Consider the following 16,567-nt stretch of genomic DNA (forward strand, 5'->3'; position numbering starts at 1 on the left):
CAGAAGCCGGCGGATGCCCCCTAACGTAAGCCTTTTCGAACGCCTCGAAGGCGATGCATCAACCCAGCGGTGCAGTGTGGCGTCCGTCGCCGCACACCTGGGGAAAATGCTCAGCACCCGGGCAGGCAGTGTTCAGACACTGCCCGACTATGGTTTGCCCGATCTCAATGACATGCGGCTTAGCCTGCACGAGTCCTTGATCCGCTCACGCGCCTTGATCGAGCGATTCATCCGTGCCTACGAACCGCGACTGGCAAATGTACAAGTCAAAGTGCTGCCGCGTGCTACTGATCCTCTGGCCCTGGCGTTCGCGATCGAAGCTGCGCTGATCGTTAACGGTATTACACAGCCCGTTGTGTTCCATGCGCGCCTGGTGGATGGCGGGCGGGTTGAGGTCTGCGCCGATGGGCTTTAACCGTTACTTCCAAAGCGAGCTCAGCGCGCTGCGGCAACTCGGGCGGCGTTTCGCCGAGCGTAATCCCGCATTGGCGCCGTTTCTGGCTGAAAGCGGCCAGGACCCGGATGTTGAGCGATTGCTGGAGGGGTTTGCGTTCCTGACCGGTCGCCTGCGCCAGAAGCTCGACGACGAGCTGCCGGAGCTGACGCATTCCTTGATGCATTTGCTGTGGCCCAATTACATGCGGCCAATACCCGCCTTCAGCATCCTGCAATTTGACCCGTTGAGACGTGCTGGCCCCGCCGTTCGGGTTGCCCGTGATACGGCGGTAGAAAGTGTTCTGATCCAAGGCGAGCGGTGTCGCTTCAGGACGTGCTACACCACGGATGTCATGCCACTGCAACTCACAAGTCTGGACTACAAGTGCCAGGGTGACGGGGCATGGTTGGATTTGCATGTGGACATGAGTGTCGAGGGTAATTTCAGCCAGTTAACCTTTGAATCACTGCGACTGCACCTGTCGGGTGACCGCTATATAAGCCAGTGGCTCTATCTCAGTTTGCTGCGACGTCTGGAGGGCATCCACTTGCTGTTGTTGGATGGCGAGGGGTTGCCGGTCACGGGTAACGATGGGCAACCCATGACGCTGCGGCTGGGCGCCAACCAGGTCAAGCCGGTGGGGTTTTCGCAAGACGAGGCGTTGATACCGTATCCAGAAAATACGTTTCGCGGTTACCGCCATCTGCAGGAGTATTTCGCCTTCCCCGAGAAGTACCTGTTTGTCGATATCGAGGGGCTGAGTGTCCTGCATACACTTGCCCCTGAGCGGCTCGGCCAGGTCCGCGGCATGGTGCTGCGCTTTGAACTGCGCACACACGGACACGAACTGCAACAGCCCACGCTGGACAACGTGAAGTTGTATTGCACGCCCATTGCCAACTTGTTCAAACATGATGCCGTCCCCATTCGCCTGAATGGAAAAGAGGACGAGTACCTTCTGGTGCCGGGGGAATATACCCCGGGCAATGCCGCTGTGTTTTCCGTCGACAGTGTCACTGGCTGGCGCCCTGGCGGGTTGGGTTACCAGGCCTATGTGCCGTTCGAATCCTTTGAGCATGACTGGGACGTTGATCGGTCTGCAGCGCCGGCCAGCTACAGCATTCGCCAGCGCTCTTCGCCGCAGCATGGGGGGCTCGACACCTGGATGGGGTTTGGCAGTCGCGAAGGTAAAGGCCAGGAAACGTTGTCGATCGAAATGACGTGCACCAACTGCAACCTGCCTCGGCAATTGCAACCAGGCGACATCAACCAACCCTGCGAGCAGGCACCGGAATCACTGACGTTTCGCAACATCACGGCGCCGACGGCGAGCTTCGCGCCGCCGCTGGACCAGGATTTCCTGTGGAAGCTGATCAGCAATATGTCGCTCAACTATCTGTCGTTGACCGATATCAACGCCTTGAAGGTGATTCTCGAAACCTATGACCTGCCGCGCTATCACGATCGGCAGGCGCAAAAGGTCAGTCAGACAAGACTCGGTGCGCTGCAGTCCATTCGCCATGAGCCCGTTGACCGACTGCACCGTGGGTTACCCATTCGCGGCCTACGTGTGGAATTGACAGTCGACCTCCAGGGGTTTCTCGGTCAGGGCGATCTGTTTGTGTTCGCCTCGGTCCTCAATGAGTTCTTTGCGCTCTACGCCAGCCTCAACTCTTATCACGAGTTACGAGTCATCAGCACACAAGGAGACGTGTACCTATGGCCATCCCGCATGGGGCAACAGCCCCTGCTTTGAATGCGCTCTGTTGCGGCATTCGTGAATACACACTGTTCCAGGCAATTGAGCAGGTGATTGAGCGATTGCGCGAAGCTCATCCGCTGATGGACGAAGACGCGCTGTACGACCTGCTGGAATTTCAGGCCAATCCAGGTCTGGGGTTTGCCGGCCACGATATCGATCGCGTGGCGTTCTTTATGGAGCACGGGCAATTACGGGCTCGCCTGCGGCTCAACATATTGGGTTTGGTCGGAGCCGGGTCACCGCTGCCAGCGTTTTATGCAGAGCAGGCGTTTGCCGAGCTGTCCGGTGGCAACCCCACTCGCGACTTCCTCGACATATTCCACCACCGACTGCATCGGCTGATGTGGCCGATCTGGCGTAAATATCGCTATCGAGCGTGTTTCCAGACTGGCGCGAGCGATGCGTTTTCTGAGCAGATGTTTGCGCTGATCGGCTTGGGCGGCAACGCGATACGAGGTAGCGCGCAATTGGACTGCAAACGCCTGTTGCCTTACCTGGGGCTGTTGAGTATGCGCGTGCATTCTGCCGCCTTGATCGAGGCCGTACTGCGCTACTACTTCAAGCATGCCCCGGTGTTCATCGAACAATGGGTTGAGCGCCGCGTGGAGGTTGCCGATTTTCAGCGTAATTGCCTCGGTATCACCCGCTGCGAACTCGGTGAAAACCTGGTGCTGGGGCATCAGGTCAGCGACCGCAGCGCAAAGTTCAGGGTGCATGTCCTGGCGCTGAGCTGGCAGCAGTTTCACGCGTTCCTGCCCACGGGGAAGGGCTACCAGCCCCTGTGTTCACTGGTGCGTTTAACCATGCGAGACCCGTTGGAGTACGACCTGCGCCTGGTGCTTGCCGCCGGTGAAATCAGAGCCCTGCATATCGGTGCGCGCAATGTCTGTCGCCTGGGCTGGACCAGCTGGTTGGACCATGAGCAAGCCGATGGCGTGGTCACGTTTGCTGGCAACTTTCATTAGGGACGGATGATTATGATCAATGTGGACCTGCAACAGCTCATACGTACGCTGACACCCCCGGTACGTCGCGACCTGGAGCGCTCTTCGGAACGCTGTGTAACCCGCGGTGGCCGTGAAGTGCTCGTCGAAGACTTGCTGCTTGCCTTGCTTGAGCAGCCCGGCGGGCTGCTGGCCAAGGCCTTGGCCGACGCTGACGTGCCGATGAGCGCGCTGCAAGCAACGTTGCAGCCAAGAAGTGAGCAAAGCGCAACCCGCAATCCGGTCTTCTCTCAGGCGCTGGTGCATTGGTTGCAACAAGCGTTGATGGTTGCCCATCTCGAGCTGGGGCAACGCTCTGTGGATGAGGGCGCCCTGCTGCTGGCGCTGTTGCGTCATCCGCTGGAGTACGCTGGTGCTGGCTATCAGGCCGTGTTGGGCCGCCTGGATGCAGAGCGTGTACGGGATTTTCTCGCGAGCCAGGCACCTGAGACCGAGCCGTTGGCGACAGAATCGTTGTTGCAGCGTTTTACCCATGACCTCACAGGCCAGGCACGTGAAGGCCTGATTGATCCGGTGCTGTGTCGCGACGGGGAAATTCGGCAACTGATCGACATCCTTGTGCGACGCCGCAAGAACAACCCGATCCTGGTCGGGGAGGCCGGGGTAGGAAAAACCGCAATTGTCGAAGGCCTTGCGCTGAAAATTGTCGCTGCGCAGGTGCCCGATGCCCTCAAGGCGGTTCGCGTACTGACCCTGGACATGGGGCTCCTGCAAGCGGGTGCCAGCCTCAAGGGCGAGTTCGAGCGACGGCTTAAAGGCGTGATTGATGAAGTCAACGCCTCGCCGCAGGCCGTGATCGTGTTTATCGACGAAGCCCATACGCTGGTCGGCGCGGGAGGCCCGGCAGGCGGTTCTGACGCCGCTAATCTGCTTAAGCCTGCGTTGGCTCGAGGCGCTCTGCGCACCATTGCGGCCACCACCTGGTCGGAATACAAGCAATACATCGAGAAAGACCCGGCGTTGGCGCGACGTTTCCAGCCAGTGCTGGTCGGTGAGCCGAGCGTCGAGGAAGCCGTGTCGATCCTGCGCGGCCTGGTTCCGGTTTATGAGGCAAGCCATGGTGTCTACGTCCGCGATGATGCCGTCGTAGCGGCGGCACACCTGAGCGCTCGTTATCTGTCGGGCCGCCAGCTGCCGGACAAGGCCGTGGATGTGCTGGACACCGCCTGCGCACGAGTGCGCACGCGTCAGGCAATGCCCCCGGAGGCGCTGCAGAACCTGCACACGGAAAGGGCTGAAGGCAGGCGGCAACATGAGGCGTTAAGCCGGGACGCCGAGGCGGGGCTGCCGGTGGATGCTCAAGCATTGCAAGCGCTGGGCCGACGCTTGGACGCCATCGAGCAGGAATGTCAGGTATTGGAGCAGCAGCGGATTCAACAGGCTGGCCAGTCATCGGACAAACTTGAGGTGTGCCCGCGTTTGATCGCCGAGGTCGTCAGTGCCTGGACCGGAATTCCGGTTGAGCAGTTGGCGCTTGAGCCCAACGCAAAGGTATTGAGTCTTGCCGCTGCCCTGCGCACGCGCATCCTGGGGCAGGAGCATGCCGTGCAGGTGCTTGATCGTGCCTTGCGAGCGGTTGCTGCGGGCCTGAACAACGCGGATGCGCCGGTGGGTGTGTTTCTGCTGGTGGGACCCAGTGGCGTCGGCAAAACCGAAACAGCAATGGCATTGGCGCAGCTTTTGTATGGCGGTGAGCGGTTCGTAACCACCATCAATATGTCGGAATACCAGGAGAAGCACGCACTGTCCCGTTTGATCGGTGCGCCACCGGGCTACGTCGGTTATGGCGAAGGTGGAGTTCTGACCGAGGCTGTGCGCCAACGGCCTTATTCAGTGGTACTGCTCGACGAGGTCGAGAAAGCCGACCCCGAGGTGTTGAACCTGTTTTACCAGGTCTTTGACAAGGGCCGCGCCAACGATGGCGAAGGCAGAGAAATAGATTTTCGCAACACGCTGATCCTGATGACTTCCAACCTTGGCAGCGACTGCATCAACGCGCTCTGTGAAACCGGTCGGCGGCCTGAGGCCCAGGTGTTGCAGGATGCTATACAGCCCGTGTTACGTAGCCACTTCAAACCGGCGCTGTTGGCCCGGATGCGTGTCGTGCCGTATTACCCGATTGCCGGTCCAGTCCTGCATGAGGTGGTAAGGCTCAAACTGGCGCGCCTCGGTGAGCGATTGCATCGGCGCAAGTTGACCCTGACGTGTTCACCTGAGTTGATCGCGCACATGGCCGAGCGCTGCGCCAACCGTGACAGTGGTGCGCGGTACATCGATCAATGGATCGAGCGCTACTTGCTGCCGCAAATGGTTGATCGCGTTCTGAGTGCCATGGCCACGGATGAAGCATTGTCGTGGGTGCATGCAGGGTTGGATGCCAATGGCCTGCCAAGCTGTGAGTTCGGCCAATGACGAACGATCTGTTCACCCAAGTGGCCGAACCGTTGGTGTATGCCGCAGCCTTGCTGGACGGCTTCATCCGCGTGAGCCAGGAAAATGACCCGACGACGTTGCCAGGCCTATGTGCTGTGAGCGCTGCGCACCTGAGCCACTGTGAGCTCGCTCAGCTGTATCTGGTTGATGAAGTGACCGACCAATTCGAGCTTATTGCTCAACATTTGTCTGAGGCGCTGCCGGGCGGCGAACCGACTTCACGTCCGGTGGTGCAAAACCAGCAGCTGTTGCACTACGTCCTGAGAAAGCGTTGTTGCCTGAGCCTCGATGATGTGGGAAGCAGCCTCTATGACATCGGCTTTTTGCCAGCGACGCAGGCACCTTGGCGGGCGCTGTTGTGTGTTCCGCTGTTCAACCGCACCAATGCGGTCACAGGTGTACTCCTGTGCGCGAGCTGGCGGGCGACGCCACTGATGGGGTACGCGCCCTCGCTGGGGCAACTCGGCGGTTTCGCCGTGAACCAACTGCTTATGTTGCGTCGCATGCAACCTGCGTCAGTCATTAGCCGTTCATCGCGCGGTGTGTCGACCGCGGGGGCCTATGGCTTGATCGGCAACAGCACCGCGATGGAAGAAACTTGCCACCTGATCGGCAAAGTCCTGCAGACCCCTTATACGGTGCTGTTGCGTGGCGAGACCGGCACCGGTAAAGAGGTCGTGGCGCGGGCGATTCACACGGCCGGGCCACGCAGTGCGCAGCCTTTCGTGGTGCAAAATTGCGCTGCGTTTCCAGAAGGTTTGCTCGAAAGCGAACTGTTTGGCTACCGCAAAGGTGCATTCACCGGTGCCGAGCGCAACTATGCGGGGCTGTTCGACGCCGCGCATGGCGGTACCTTGCTGCTGGATGAAATCGGCGACATGCCGCTGTCATTGCAGGCCAAGTTGCTGCGGGTATTGCAGGAGGGCGAGATCCGCCCGTTGGGCGCCAGCGTCGCGCACAAGGTTGACGTGCGCATCGTCGCCGCGACCCACCGCGACCTCGCTGCGATGGTGGCGCAAGGCAGTTTTCGTGAAGACCTCTATTACCGAATTGCACAGTTCCCCATTCAATTGCCTGCCTTGCGTGAACGCGATGGCGATGTATTGCAGCTGGCGCGGCACTTCGCCGACAAGGCGTGTGCCGCGCTGGGTCGGGCGCCTGTCGACTGGTCCAATACGGCCCTCGATCAACTGTCGAGCCACGGCTTTCCCGGCAATGTCCGCGAGCTCAAGTGTCTGGTGGAGCGCGCAGTGCTGCTGTGTGACGACGGTGTGATTCTGCCGGCGCATTTGTCGTTACCACTGGCCTCGGATGCAACCGACGCCGTTGATGTGACGCTACGCCAGCGGATGGAGCGGGTGGAACGCGTATTTCTGATTGATTGCCTGCACAAGAACCGGGGCAATCGAACCCGCACTGCCCGTGAACTGGGAGTTGCTCGGCGCACGCTGCTCTATCGTCTCGCGCGCCTGAACATTCCTTTCGACGATGCCAGAGGCGAGGGCTGAATGTTGCTTTTCTGCATTGCCATGCTTGACCGACGCCTGTGCCGACTCGAGCTGGGCAACCTTATCTCAGTAGGAGAAACCTGATGCCTGATCGTCCGTGGCAAGCCGTTGTGCTTGTGTTGTGTCTGCTGAGTGGCTGCAGCGCCAATTACGTGTTTGACGACGCTGATTACCGCCCGCTGGGTGAGCCCAAGGCGATCACTCGTGGCCAGTGAAAGGGGAGAGGCTGACCATGCAACTTATGCTTGAGCTTTTGGGTACCGAGGACGGAAGCCGCGCACCCACGGCGCGCAAGCTTTTTTCCGCTGCGGGCGGTGTGATCGGTCGTGGTGCCGGGTGTGACTGGGTGATTCCGGACGCCAGCCGTCTGCTCTCCAGTCACCATGGTTTGGTCGCCTATCGTGAGGGCCAATACCTATTGACGGATATCAGCAGCAACGGTATCGGCGTAGCCGGCAGCGCCGAACGTCTGCGCAAGGGGCAGGCGCGATTGATCAGTGACGGCGACGTTTTTCAACTGGGTACCTTGTTGATTCGGGCGAAACTGGTGGCGTCGATGCAGCCTTGCGGTGAGCAATGGGACGCCAACACAGGACTGATTCCCGATGATGCATACCTGGCGTTGGACCCTATTCAAGCGCTCGATGTCGAGCAGCAGCGTCAGACCACGTCGCAGGACCTGGAGGCATTGGCAGATGAGGGCGACACGACTGGTCCGTGGGCCGACGATCGGGTAACCAACAGGGATCATCTGGCGTTACCCCGGCGAGCTGTACCCGCTCTGGAAGCCGTCCCGATTCGCCCCGATGCGATGCCTGCAGCAGGCCGCGACGTTTTTTGGGAGCAGTTTGCGACGGCACTGGGTATTAGCCTGGAAACCCTTGATGCGACGGGTCGCGAGGCGTTGGCGATCAGAGCAGCGCGCCTGCTGCGTATGGAGGTAGAGGGGCTGCAACAAAGTCTGCGGACTTGTGAAGAGCTCAAAAACGAGATGAATCTGCCGCTTTTCGAGACGCTGCAAAGGCGCCGGAGCCCTCTTAGAGACAGCGTCGAAACCGACGCTGTAATGGCGATGCTGCTAGGCGCGGAGGATCTTGGCCAGTTGCCGGCCGAACACGCCATCACCCAGGCCCACCGGGATATGCAAGTTCATCAGGTTGCGTTGCTGGCGGCCTGCCGCAATGCACTGCGCACTACGCGCAGCGCCTTTGCCCCGGGTCATCTGCTGACATGCTTCGAATACCAGGGGCAACGGCGCCGACTTTTCACCGACGGTGGGTATTGGCGGGCTTATCAGCGTCACTACCAGCGTTTGCTCGAGGATGAGCAGTTCACCGATCGTCTGCCAGGCAGTGACTTCGCCAAGGCTTACGAAGAGCAGGTTCGCTTGATCTCAACCTTGCACGTCGATTATCCAGGATGAACATTATGTCTCGAGCCGCGCTTGCAACCACGCTGCTTTTGCTCGGCCTGTTGGCCGGCTGCAGCAGCGTGTCGCCGTTTTCTACCTTGACCAAGCTGGACATGGCGCTGGCCGCCAGTGAGCAAGTCAACCCCGACCTTCACGGCAGGCCATCTCCGGTAGTAGTGCACTTGATCGAGTTGCGGCACGCCGTGGCATTTGAGAATGCCGACTTCTTCAGTCTGTACAGCAATGCCGAGCAATCGCTGCCCAAGGACTGGCTGCGCAGTGAGGAACTTGAACTGCGCCCGGGTGAGCGGCTGGCGCTCAAGCTCGGGCTCGAACCAGGCACGCGTTTCTTGGGCGTGCTGGCGGCGTATCGAGATCTGCCCCATGTTCAATGGCGGTGGGTCGTGCCCATTACCCCGCAGCAGTTAACGCGTGCCGATCTTGTGCTGGACCAGACGGGTATCCGCGTTTCTTCGTCCATGCATGGCCAGGAGTCCGAATGATATGCAGATTCATAAAGTCATCTGGCAGGAAGGCATGCTGTTACGGCCGCAGCATCTGCAGCACAACGATCGCTATTACCACCAGCAGCTCAATCGGACGCGCTTGCTGGGGGCTGATGCGTGGGGGTTTCTGACGCTGGAAGTCGATTTGCAATACCTCAATTTCGGCAAGGTGGTGGTCAACCAGGCCAGTGGCGTATTGCCGGACGGTAGTCTGTTCGAGTTGGGCGGGACGATGGAACCGCTGGTCTTGCAGGTGCCCGCCAACGCCGGCAAACAGGCGATTTATCTCGCGCTGCCGCTGGATACCGGCAATCAGACCGAGGTTCGCCGCCAGCAGCAGACCGACGTCCTGGCTCGCTATCTGGCGTGTGACATCGAGGTGGGGGATTCGAATGCCGGTGTCGACTCCCGGTGTCACATCAGTTGCGCGCGTCCTGACCTGCGTCTGTTGCTGGGCGACCCTCCGAGCGAGCAGAGTTTCGTCAAACTCAAGATTGCCCAGGTGCTGGAGTCGACCGATGAAGGCGGCGTGAGCCTGGACACCGACTTCATTCCCTCCTTCATTTTTCTGCAGGGCCACGGGTACTTGCCGTCGTGCCTCAAGGAAGTGATCAGCCTGCTCTCCAGCCGGGGGGATGCCATTGCAGCACGTATTCGGGGTGAAGGCACCGCCGCAGGCACGGAAATCGGCGACTTTCTGATGCTGCAATTGATCAATCGCACCGAGTTGGAATTGCGTCACTGGCTGAGCCAGACCCACGTGCGCCCGCAAGCCTTGTTCCTGGCATTACTGTCGCTGTTCGGTGAGTTATCTACGTTCGCCAACGACAGCAAACGTGCGCACCTGGATGTGCGTTATCGACATGACGACCAGGGAGAAAGTTTTCGCGGGTTGATGGAGGGCGTGCGTGGCGTGCTGTCAATGGTGCTTGAGCAACACGCCATCGAGTTGACGCTGCAGCAACGCCAATACGGGGTGTTGGTATGCCCGGTGAGCGACCTGAAATTGCTCGGCACTGCGACGTTTATTCTGGCGGCCACTGCTCAGTGTGATTCGGAGGAATTGCGCCATCGCCTGCCTTCGCATTTGAAGGTCGGGCCGGTGGAGCGCATACGCGAGCTGGTCAACTTGCACTTGGCGGGAATCAAGGTCAAGCCATTGCCTGTGGCGCCACGGCAGATTCCGTTTCATGCCGGCAAAACCTATTTCATGCTGGATCTGAGTGCCCGCGACATCACGCAGCTGGAGCAGTCGGGTGGTTTCGCCTTCCATGTAGGCGGTGAATTTACAGCGCTCGAACTCAACTTCTGGGCCATCAGGAACTGAACACAATGGACAGTGAATACCTGCAGGATGAAAAGACTGTTTTGCTCGACCATCAGGGCCGTGGGCCGGGAAACAGCCCAATAACGGACTTCCCTGCGCCGCCGCGCTTTGAGCAGTTGGAAGATCGAATGATCTACGCCGCCCATGAGCGAGGAACCCCGCGCTTCAAGATGGGGTTCAACCCTCTCGTTGAGGCCGCATGGGCGTTGTTGTCGCAAGTGGTTCAGCTCAAGAGCGCCTCTGGCCGCGAAAGCTTGGGCACGGTCAACGACCAGATGGTATTGGCGATCACTCAGTTTGAAGCCCGCGCCTTGCACAGTGGTGTCGAGAGCAGCCAGGTGATGTCGGCACGTTATGTGTTGTGCAGCGTCGTCGATGAAGCCGTGGTGACCACGGCGTGGGGCAGCCGCAGTGACTGGTCGAAGATGAGCCTTCTGAGCCGCTTTCACAACGAAACCTTCGGTGGGGAGAAGGTCTTCCAACTGTTGGAGCGGCTGTCCCGCGACCCGGTCAAGCACCTGGTGATGCTGGAGCTGATGTACCTGTGCCTCTCCATCGGGTTCGAAGGCAAATACCGAATCATGGAGCGAGGTGTCAGCCAACTTGAAGCCGTGCGCGATGCCTTGTACCGACAGATCCGGCACGTGCGAGGCGAGCCACTGTCGGCGCCTTTGCAGCCGACGCGAGCAGGGCGTGCGCGACGTAAACGATTACCCGTTATCCCGATGACTTGGGTCGCAGTCTTTACCCTGGCCTGTTTGTTGGCGATGTACACAGGATTTGCCTGGCGGCTGGGCGAAGAAGCCACGCGAGCGCTGCAACCCTTTCAATTTTCGGCGTCGGAACTGACTCAGACGCCCTTGTAAACGCTGGGAGCAATGAATGAACGCATTCTTCAAGAGCGCGCGCACCGTGCTGGGCACGATTTGGGTCTGGAGCTTGTTGCTGGTACTTTCCTGCGCGGTGTTGGTGTGGTGTTTCGGACCGCTGCTGGCCGTGGATGATCACCGCTTTTGGCAAGGCGCGAGTGCTCGCCTGGTCACTATCAGCGTGTTGTTTCTGCTGTGGGGGCTGGCGATGGTCCTTGCCGGCATACGCCGTGCAGCTGAGCTCAAGAGACCTGAACGCCTGGCACGCCATGAGCAACTGGGATGGGTTGAGGACGAACAGCGACAGGTACGCGGTCGCTTCAAAGAGGCCGTCCACCGCTTGAAAACCTCGCCGCGGTACGCAGGGCACAATCAGCGATGGCGTAATAAATTGCCCTGGTACCTGTTGATCGGCGAGCAGGGCAGTGGCAAGACGCGGCTGTTGGCGGCGGCGGGCTTACAGCTGCCATTTGATCGCGTAGACGCAATGGCGGTGGCAGGCACGGCTCATGCTGAGTGGCATTTCGCTGGCGAAGGCGTACTTATCGATACCCCCGGTCGTTACCTGACGCAACCTGACAGCACGCTAGACGCCGCTGGCTGGTCAATGCTGTTGCGTCTGCTCAGGCAGCGGCGCCGAGTGCGCCCGCTTAATGGTGTGGTGGTGGCGTTGTCGGTTGAAACATTGTTGGGCCGTAATGAGCACGATCTGGACCTGCAGGCTCGCCAAGTGCACTCACGCCTGCAAGAGGTTCAGCAAACGTTGCACGTGGACGTTCCCATCTATCTGGTGTTGACCCAGGCTGACCGCGTGCCGGGGTTTGCCGAGTTCTTTGATGCGCCTCAGGGAGAAGAGGCAGACAGCGTGCTTGGCCAGCCACTCGATGTTGGCAAGGGCGGCGTTGACATCGCACAGGTGCGCCGGGCGTTCGACGAGCTGCTACAGCGTTTAAGCGGTGAACTGATCACGCGATTGCATCAGGAGCGCAATGTCGAGCGCCGTGGCCCTATGCTCGACTTCCCCCAGCAGGCGGCCCAACTCGGCGAGCGGTTGTGCCTGTTCGTGGAGTCGGCTTTCTCCGCACATCGTTATCAGCGCATCAGCGGGTTGCGGGGCTTCTATTTGACCTGCTCCGGCGACAGGCACAGTCATTTCGTGCAGGGCCTGTTCAGTCGGGTGATCTTTGCCGAGGCAGACCTCGCCGGTCTGCAGACCCCGGAGCAGCGGCGCATCCATTTGCGCCAGGGGTTATTGGCCATGGCCGTTGTGCTGGTTATCGGGAGCGCAGGCTGGCTGTGGACGCACAGCTACACCGTCAATCAGCAGCGCCTGGCGCAAGTGGCTGCACTGGCGATGCAACCCGCACCCGCTGCGCAGAGTGCTGACGACACCCTCACACTGCTGGCGCTGTTGGATGCCCGCTGGGCGGCAACGCAGGTTTTCCCTGCAACAGAAGACGCGCGGTTTGTCGAGCGCGCCGGCCTTTATCAGGGTGAATTGAGCCGTCCACCCTTGACCCACGCGTATCAGCTGGCCGTGCAGCAGCTGTTACTGGACCGGCTAACGATAGTGCTTGAGGAGCAAGTACGCACCAGCCTTGGCAATCGTGAGCGACTGCTGGAAAACCTGCGCGCCTACCTGATGCTCAATCTGCGCGAGCGCCGGGATACCGGGTGGCTGGCGCAGCATATGGCAGACCATTGGTCTGCGCGTTATCCAGGTGATGCGTCGCTGCACAAGCGCCTGAATGAACACTTGGCGCGGCTGCTTGAGCAACCGTTCACTGCGTCGCTCGATGAAGCCCTCGTGGCGAAGGCTCGCGAAGAGTTGCGGGGTGAGTCCCTGGCAGATGTGGTTTACCGGGTGTTGCGCGAGCAATCACGCAACCTCGAGCCTTTGCGACTTGCCGAGGGCAGGGTATTCGCAGGTATTGATCCGCCTGTTCCCGGGTTTTACACCAAAAGGTATTGGCAGTACTTCGAGGCACAGGGGCCGCGGCTGGTGAATGCCATCGCGCAGGACAACTGGGTATTGGGGGAGGGCGCCGACCTCAGTGCCATGGACTTGCGGCGGCTGATGATTGAGCTGCAGCAGCGCTATTTCAGCGAATATGCCGATACCTGGAGTGCCGCCCTTGGCCGCGTCAGCCTGCAACACAGTGACAGTTTGAGGCAGGATGCCGAACAGCTCGCGAGCTTGACGTCTGCGCAGTCGCCGCTGATGCAATTGTTGCTGCTGTTGCGAGAAAACACGCGTTTGCTGCCCGGTCATGACGCTTTGGCCAACGTACCCGTTCAGACGGGAGCGTTGGGGGTAATCGCTCAGACGGCCGTGGCTGAAGGGGCGAAAGCGGTCCTTCCAGACTCTGCCCGCCGAGCGTTGCAACGACGCTTTGAGCCACTGCACCAGTTGCTCGACGAGCAGCACAACCCGGGCGTCGAGTTGACGCAGGCATTGCGCCTGCTCGACGAGCTGCACCTGCAACTGGCTGCGCTCAACCGCGAGAGCTCGCCCGAGCAGGCAGCTTTTCAACGGGTAAAGCGGCGAATGGAGGGGCAGCAGGATGTGCTCGGCACTCTGCGTGACGCCGCTGCACGGTTACCGCTGCCGCTCGCAGGCTGGTTTGAAGGGGTGGCTGACAACAGTTGGCGTCACCTGTCGGACGGGGCCTACGCGCACGTCAATCAGCGCTATCACAGTGAAGTGTATGGACTGTATGCCAAGGCGATCCGCCAGCGTTACCCGTTCGATGCTCATGCGAGCAGCGATGTTGCCCTTAATGATTTTCAAGAGTTCTTCAAACCCCAGGGCGTCATGGCGCGCTTTTATGAAAGCTACCTGCGGCCTTTCGTCAGCGTTGACGGCAACCGTTACAGGTTGCGTGGTCTGGATGGCAGTGGCTTGCCGGTTTCGCGTTCGGTGCTGGATCAACTGACGAAAGCCGAGGTTATCCGCCAGGTGTTTTTCACTGAGCCACAGGGTGAGGTGTCGGTTCGATTTACCGTGGCGCCCTATAGCCTGGATCAGTCGGTAAGCCGGGCGACCCTGCGCTTTGGCGATAAGGAGCTGGAATACCGCCATGGTCCCATCGTGCCCATGGTGTTTGACTGGCCGATGGAGGCCGACAACGGTCGCAGCAGCCTGGTATTGGAGCGGGGCACGGAGCAACGTCCCGTGGGTATCGAGAAAGATACCGGCGCCTGGTCGTTGTTCAGGTTTTTTGACTTGATGCAGCGAGAGCCGGCGACCGGCAGGCATGCGCTGATATTCAAGGCCGACCTTGCCGGGCTGCGGGCCAATTACTTGCTGACCAGTCAGCGTACGCCCAGCCCGTTTGACATGGAGGCGTGGCGCACTTTCCGCCTGCCTGAGCAACTGTGAGCAACCCGCCTATTGAGTGGCGCAGTGCCGGGCGCACACAGCAGGGGCAGGCCCGGCCGCGTAACGAAGATGCATTCCTGGACGGTTCGCGACATGGCTGTTGGGCCGTGGCGGATGGCATGGGCGGTCACCAGGGCGGTGATGTGGCTAGCCAATGGGTGGTCCGCAGTCTCGCTTCATTGTCTGGCACAGGTGACCTTAATCAGCGCGTCAACGCGGCTCGGCAACGTTTGCAACAGGTCAGCCAGCAGTTGACGAAGGCGGGTAACCGGTCTGACGCGCGGGGCGGTGTCACGATGGGCAGTACGGTGGTGGCATTGCTGCTCGAGCAGGGGCGCGCCGCCTGTGTGTGGGCAGGGGACAGTCGATGTTATCTGTGGCGCGAACAAAGGCTTTACCAATTATCGCGTGATCATTCACTGCAGCAGCGCCTCATGGATGAGCGCCAATTGAGTGTGGCGCAAGCTCGAGCCCACCCGGAGGCCAGGGCATTGACCCGGGCCATCGGTGCACGAACGCCGCTGCAGCTTGAGGTGCTGGAACTCAGCACCCGGCCAGGGGACGTATTTCTGCTGGCCAGCGATGGGTTGTATCAGGCGCTCAGTCACGCAGACCTGGGACTTGCGTTGAGCGTGGGAACGCCGCAGCAGGTGCTGGAATGTTTATTTGCGACGGTATTGCGCAGGCCCGCGCGGGATGATTTGACCGCCGTGGTGGTACAGCCATGAATGACACATCAATGGCGCCCGGCCTACTCGCCGGGCGTTATCACCTCGAACGCGAGTTGGGCAGGGGCGGGATGGGCGTGGTTTATCGCGCTCGTGACTTGTTGCACGAGCAATTTGGCGCGTCCTGCTCCAGCGTGGCAATCAAGCTGCTGGGCGAGACTGTGTCTGAGTGCCCGGACGCGCATGTGCTGTTGTACAGCGAGTTTTCCCTGACCCGCAGCCTGCGCCACGACGGTGTGGTGCGGGCATTTTCGTTCGAGGTTGATACAACCAGCCAGGCCGCGTTTTTCACGATGGAACTGATGCATGGCATCACGCTGGACCGGCTGCTGCCCGAGTGCCCCACTGGGTTGCCCTGGCGAGAACTGCAACCGATGGTCTTACAGCTTTTGGATGCATTGGTTTACATCCATCAGCAAAACGTACTGCACGGCGATATCAAGCCTGCCAATGTCATGGTCAGCGAAGAAGGTGTGCGGTTGTTCGATTTCGGCCTGGGCCATGCGCAGGTGCCGGGGGCGGCGGGGTTGCCGAGTTTGAATCGCGACCGTTTTAACGCGTGGACACCCGCGTACGTTGCCCCGGAATTACTCGCCGGCGGGGCGCTGAGCACCGCCGCCGACCTATATGGCGTGGCCTGCGTAGTGTACGAGCTGGCCCATGGCCAACGCCTGGATGGGCGTCAGCCCATGCACACCTTGGTTCGGCCTCGGCAACTGCCCAAGCGCTGCTGGCCAGCCTTGCTCTCGGCCCTGGCGGTTGACCCTGAACGTCGAGAGCTGAGCGTCGCCGAGTTACGCGAAGCGATAGCCAACCAGCCTCGACGCGGGTGGCTGTAACCCAATACTCAATGGGCCAGGCCATGCAGTTGGCAGTAGTCGGCCCAGCTCAACCCGGCCATTTGTGCGACTTCCTTGTGCACTTCAAGGCGCTGGGCTTCGAAGGCCTCGGGTGAATCGGCCGTCAACTTGAGTGTCAGCTCCCAGGCAAACAGGTTCTGTCGTTCAGCTTCGGCTTCGAAGGCTTCATGCAGGCGTTCGGCGCGATACTGCTCCAGGGTTTCGCGCTTTGCTTGAGCAGCCAGCGGGTTCAGGGTGTCCAGCTGCGTGGCCACCTCTGGATGTTCGGTCAAGAATCTGTCCAGGGCGCGCTGGTGGTTATCGCCGGGTTGGGACAAGGTAAAACTCCTGGGGGCTCGGGC

14 protein-coding genes are annotated in these 16,567 nt (G+C 60.3%); 13 read left to right on the top strand and 1 reads right to left on the bottom strand.

The window, feature by feature from the left end:
- Positions 1-13: 13 nt before the first annotated feature.
- The 13 genes from tssE (at position 14) to AACU78_RS22265 (ending at position 16,205) form a co-directional block, all read left to right on the top strand.
- Positions 14-415, top strand: a complete 402-nt coding sequence (gene tssE / locus AACU78_RS22205) for a type VI secretion system baseplate subunit TssE (protein WP_106577827.1) — start codon at positions 14-16, stop codon at positions 413-415.
- Positions 405-2,192, top strand: coding sequence for a type VI secretion system baseplate subunit TssF (gene tssF / locus AACU78_RS22210; RefSeq protein WP_106577828.1), 1,788 nt, complete (start codon positions 405-407; stop codon positions 2,190-2,192). The genes tssE and tssF overlap by 11 nt, the downstream gene beginning before the upstream one ends.
- The gene (gene tssG, locus AACU78_RS22215; protein ID WP_106577829.1) at positions 2,156-3,163 is read left to right on the top strand and encodes a type VI secretion system baseplate subunit TssG; all 1,008 of its coding nucleotides are present in this window, start codon (positions 2,156-2,158) and stop codon (positions 3,161-3,163) included. Before tssF ends, tssG begins: the two co-directional genes overlap by 37 nt.
- Positions 3,164-3,175: 12 nt before the next feature.
- The gene (locus AACU78_RS22220; protein WP_106577830.1) at positions 3,176-5,614 is read left to right on the top strand and encodes an AAA family ATPase; all 2,439 of its coding nucleotides are present in this window, start codon (positions 3,176-3,178) and stop codon (positions 5,612-5,614) included.
- Positions 5,611-7,143, top strand: a complete 1,533-nt coding sequence (locus AACU78_RS22225; protein WP_106577831.1) for a sigma-54 interaction domain-containing protein — start codon at positions 5,611-5,613, stop codon at positions 7,141-7,143. Before AACU78_RS22220 ends, AACU78_RS22225 begins: the two co-directional genes overlap by 4 nt.
- Positions 7,144-7,226: 83 nt before the next feature.
- Positions 7,227-7,358 (top strand): type VI secretion protein, encoded by a 132-nt coding sequence (locus AACU78_RS22230; RefSeq protein WP_106577832.1) that lies wholly within the window; start codon positions 7,227-7,229, stop codon positions 7,356-7,358.
- A 17-nt stretch (positions 7,359-7,375) separates the two neighbouring features.
- Positions 7,376-8,566: a type VI secretion system-associated FHA domain protein TagH gene (tagH, locus tag AACU78_RS22235; RefSeq protein WP_106578145.1), complete on the top strand. Its 1,191-nt coding sequence runs from the start codon at positions 7,376-7,378 to the stop codon at positions 8,564-8,566.
- A gap of 5 nt (positions 8,567-8,571) precedes the next feature.
- The gene (tssJ, locus tag AACU78_RS22240) at positions 8,572-9,057 is read left to right on the top strand and encodes a type VI secretion system lipoprotein TssJ (RefSeq protein WP_106577833.1); all 486 of its coding nucleotides are present in this window, start codon (positions 8,572-8,574) and stop codon (positions 9,055-9,057) included.
- A gap of 1 nt (position 9,058) precedes the next feature.
- On the top strand, positions 9,059-10,387 hold the full coding sequence (gene tssK, locus AACU78_RS22245) for a type VI secretion system baseplate subunit TssK (protein WP_106577834.1): 1,329 nt from the start codon (positions 9,059-9,061) through the stop codon (positions 10,385-10,387).
- Positions 10,388-10,392: 5 nt separating this feature from the next.
- Complete coding sequence (gene icmH / locus AACU78_RS22250) at positions 10,393-11,253, top strand: type IVB secretion system protein IcmH/DotU (RefSeq protein ID WP_106577835.1); 861 nt, start codon at positions 10,393-10,395, stop codon at positions 11,251-11,253.
- A 16-nt stretch (positions 11,254-11,269) separates the two neighbouring features.
- Positions 11,270-14,638, top strand: coding sequence for a type VI secretion system membrane subunit TssM (gene tssM / locus AACU78_RS22255; protein ID WP_106577836.1), 3,369 nt, complete (start codon positions 11,270-11,272; stop codon positions 14,636-14,638).
- 119 nt (positions 14,639-14,757) lie between these two features.
- The gene (locus AACU78_RS22260) at positions 14,758-15,366 is read left to right on the top strand and encodes a PP2C family protein-serine/threonine phosphatase (protein ID WP_371924136.1); all 609 of its coding nucleotides are present in this window, start codon (positions 14,758-14,760) and stop codon (positions 15,364-15,366) included.
- A complete protein-coding gene (locus tag AACU78_RS22265) occupies positions 15,363-16,205 on the top strand; it encodes a serine/threonine-protein kinase (RefSeq protein WP_106577838.1) in 843 nt (280 codons plus the stop codon). Before AACU78_RS22260 ends, AACU78_RS22265 begins: the two co-directional genes overlap by 4 nt.
- Positions 16,206-16,213: 8 nt before the next feature.
- Here the strand turns inward: AACU78_RS22265 and AACU78_RS22270 are convergent, their stop codons facing one another.
- Complete coding sequence (locus tag AACU78_RS22270; protein WP_106577839.1) at positions 16,214-16,543, bottom strand: DUF6388 family protein; 330 nt, start codon at positions 16,541-16,543, stop codon at positions 16,214-16,216.
- Positions 16,544-16,567 lie beyond the last annotated feature (24 nt).

Origin of the sequence: Pseudomonas sp. R9.37 (assembly GCF_963878885.1) — a bacterium.
Lineage (GTDB): Bacteria > Pseudomonadota > Gammaproteobacteria > Pseudomonadales > Pseudomonadaceae > Aquipseudomonas.

What these genes read in the sequence shown, in the direction of transcription:
- AACU78_RS22225 (WP_106577831.1), top strand. Translation starts at nt 5,611, where the DNA reads ATGACGAACGATCTGTTCACCCAAGTGGCCGAACCGTTGGTGTATGCC.
- AACU78_RS22220 (WP_106577830.1), top strand. Translation starts at nt 3,176, where the DNA reads ATGATCAATGTGGACCTGCAACAGCTCATACGTACGCTGACACCCCCG.
- tssJ (WP_106577833.1), top strand. Translation starts at nt 8,572, where the DNA reads ATGTCTCGAGCCGCGCTTGCAACCACGCTGCTTTTGCTCGGCCTGTTG.
- tssK (WP_106577834.1), top strand. Translation starts at nt 9,059, where the DNA reads ATGCAGATTCATAAAGTCATCTGGCAGGAAGGCATGCTGTTACGGCCG.
- tssM (WP_106577836.1), top strand. Translation starts at nt 11,270, where the DNA reads ATGAACGCATTCTTCAAGAGCGCGCGCACCGTGCTGGGCACGATTTGG.
- tagH (WP_106578145.1), top strand. Translation starts at nt 7,376, where the DNA reads ATGCAACTTATGCTTGAGCTTTTGGGTACCGAGGACGGAAGCCGCGCA.
- tssG (WP_106577829.1), top strand. Translation starts at nt 2,156, where the DNA reads ATGGCCATCCCGCATGGGGCAACAGCCCCTGCTTTGAATGCGCTCTGT.
- tssF (WP_106577828.1), top strand. Translation starts at nt 405, where the DNA reads ATGGGCTTTAACCGTTACTTCCAAAGCGAGCTCAGCGCGCTGCGGCAA.
- AACU78_RS22260 (WP_371924136.1), top strand. Translation starts at nt 14,758, where the DNA reads ATGGGCGGTCACCAGGGCGGTGATGTGGCTAGCCAATGGGTGGTCCGC.
- icmH (WP_106577835.1), top strand. Translation starts at nt 10,393, where the DNA reads ATGGACAGTGAATACCTGCAGGATGAAAAGACTGTTTTGCTCGACCAT.
- AACU78_RS22230 (WP_106577832.1), top strand. Translation starts at nt 7,227, where the DNA reads ATGCCTGATCGTCCGTGGCAAGCCGTTGTGCTTGTGTTGTGTCTGCTG.
- AACU78_RS22265 (WP_106577838.1), top strand. Translation starts at nt 15,363, where the DNA reads ATGAATGACACATCAATGGCGCCCGGCCTACTCGCCGGGCGTTATCAC.
- tssE (WP_106577827.1), top strand. Translation starts at nt 14, where the DNA reads ATGCCCCCTAACGTAAGCCTTTTCGAACGCCTCGAAGGCGATGCATCA.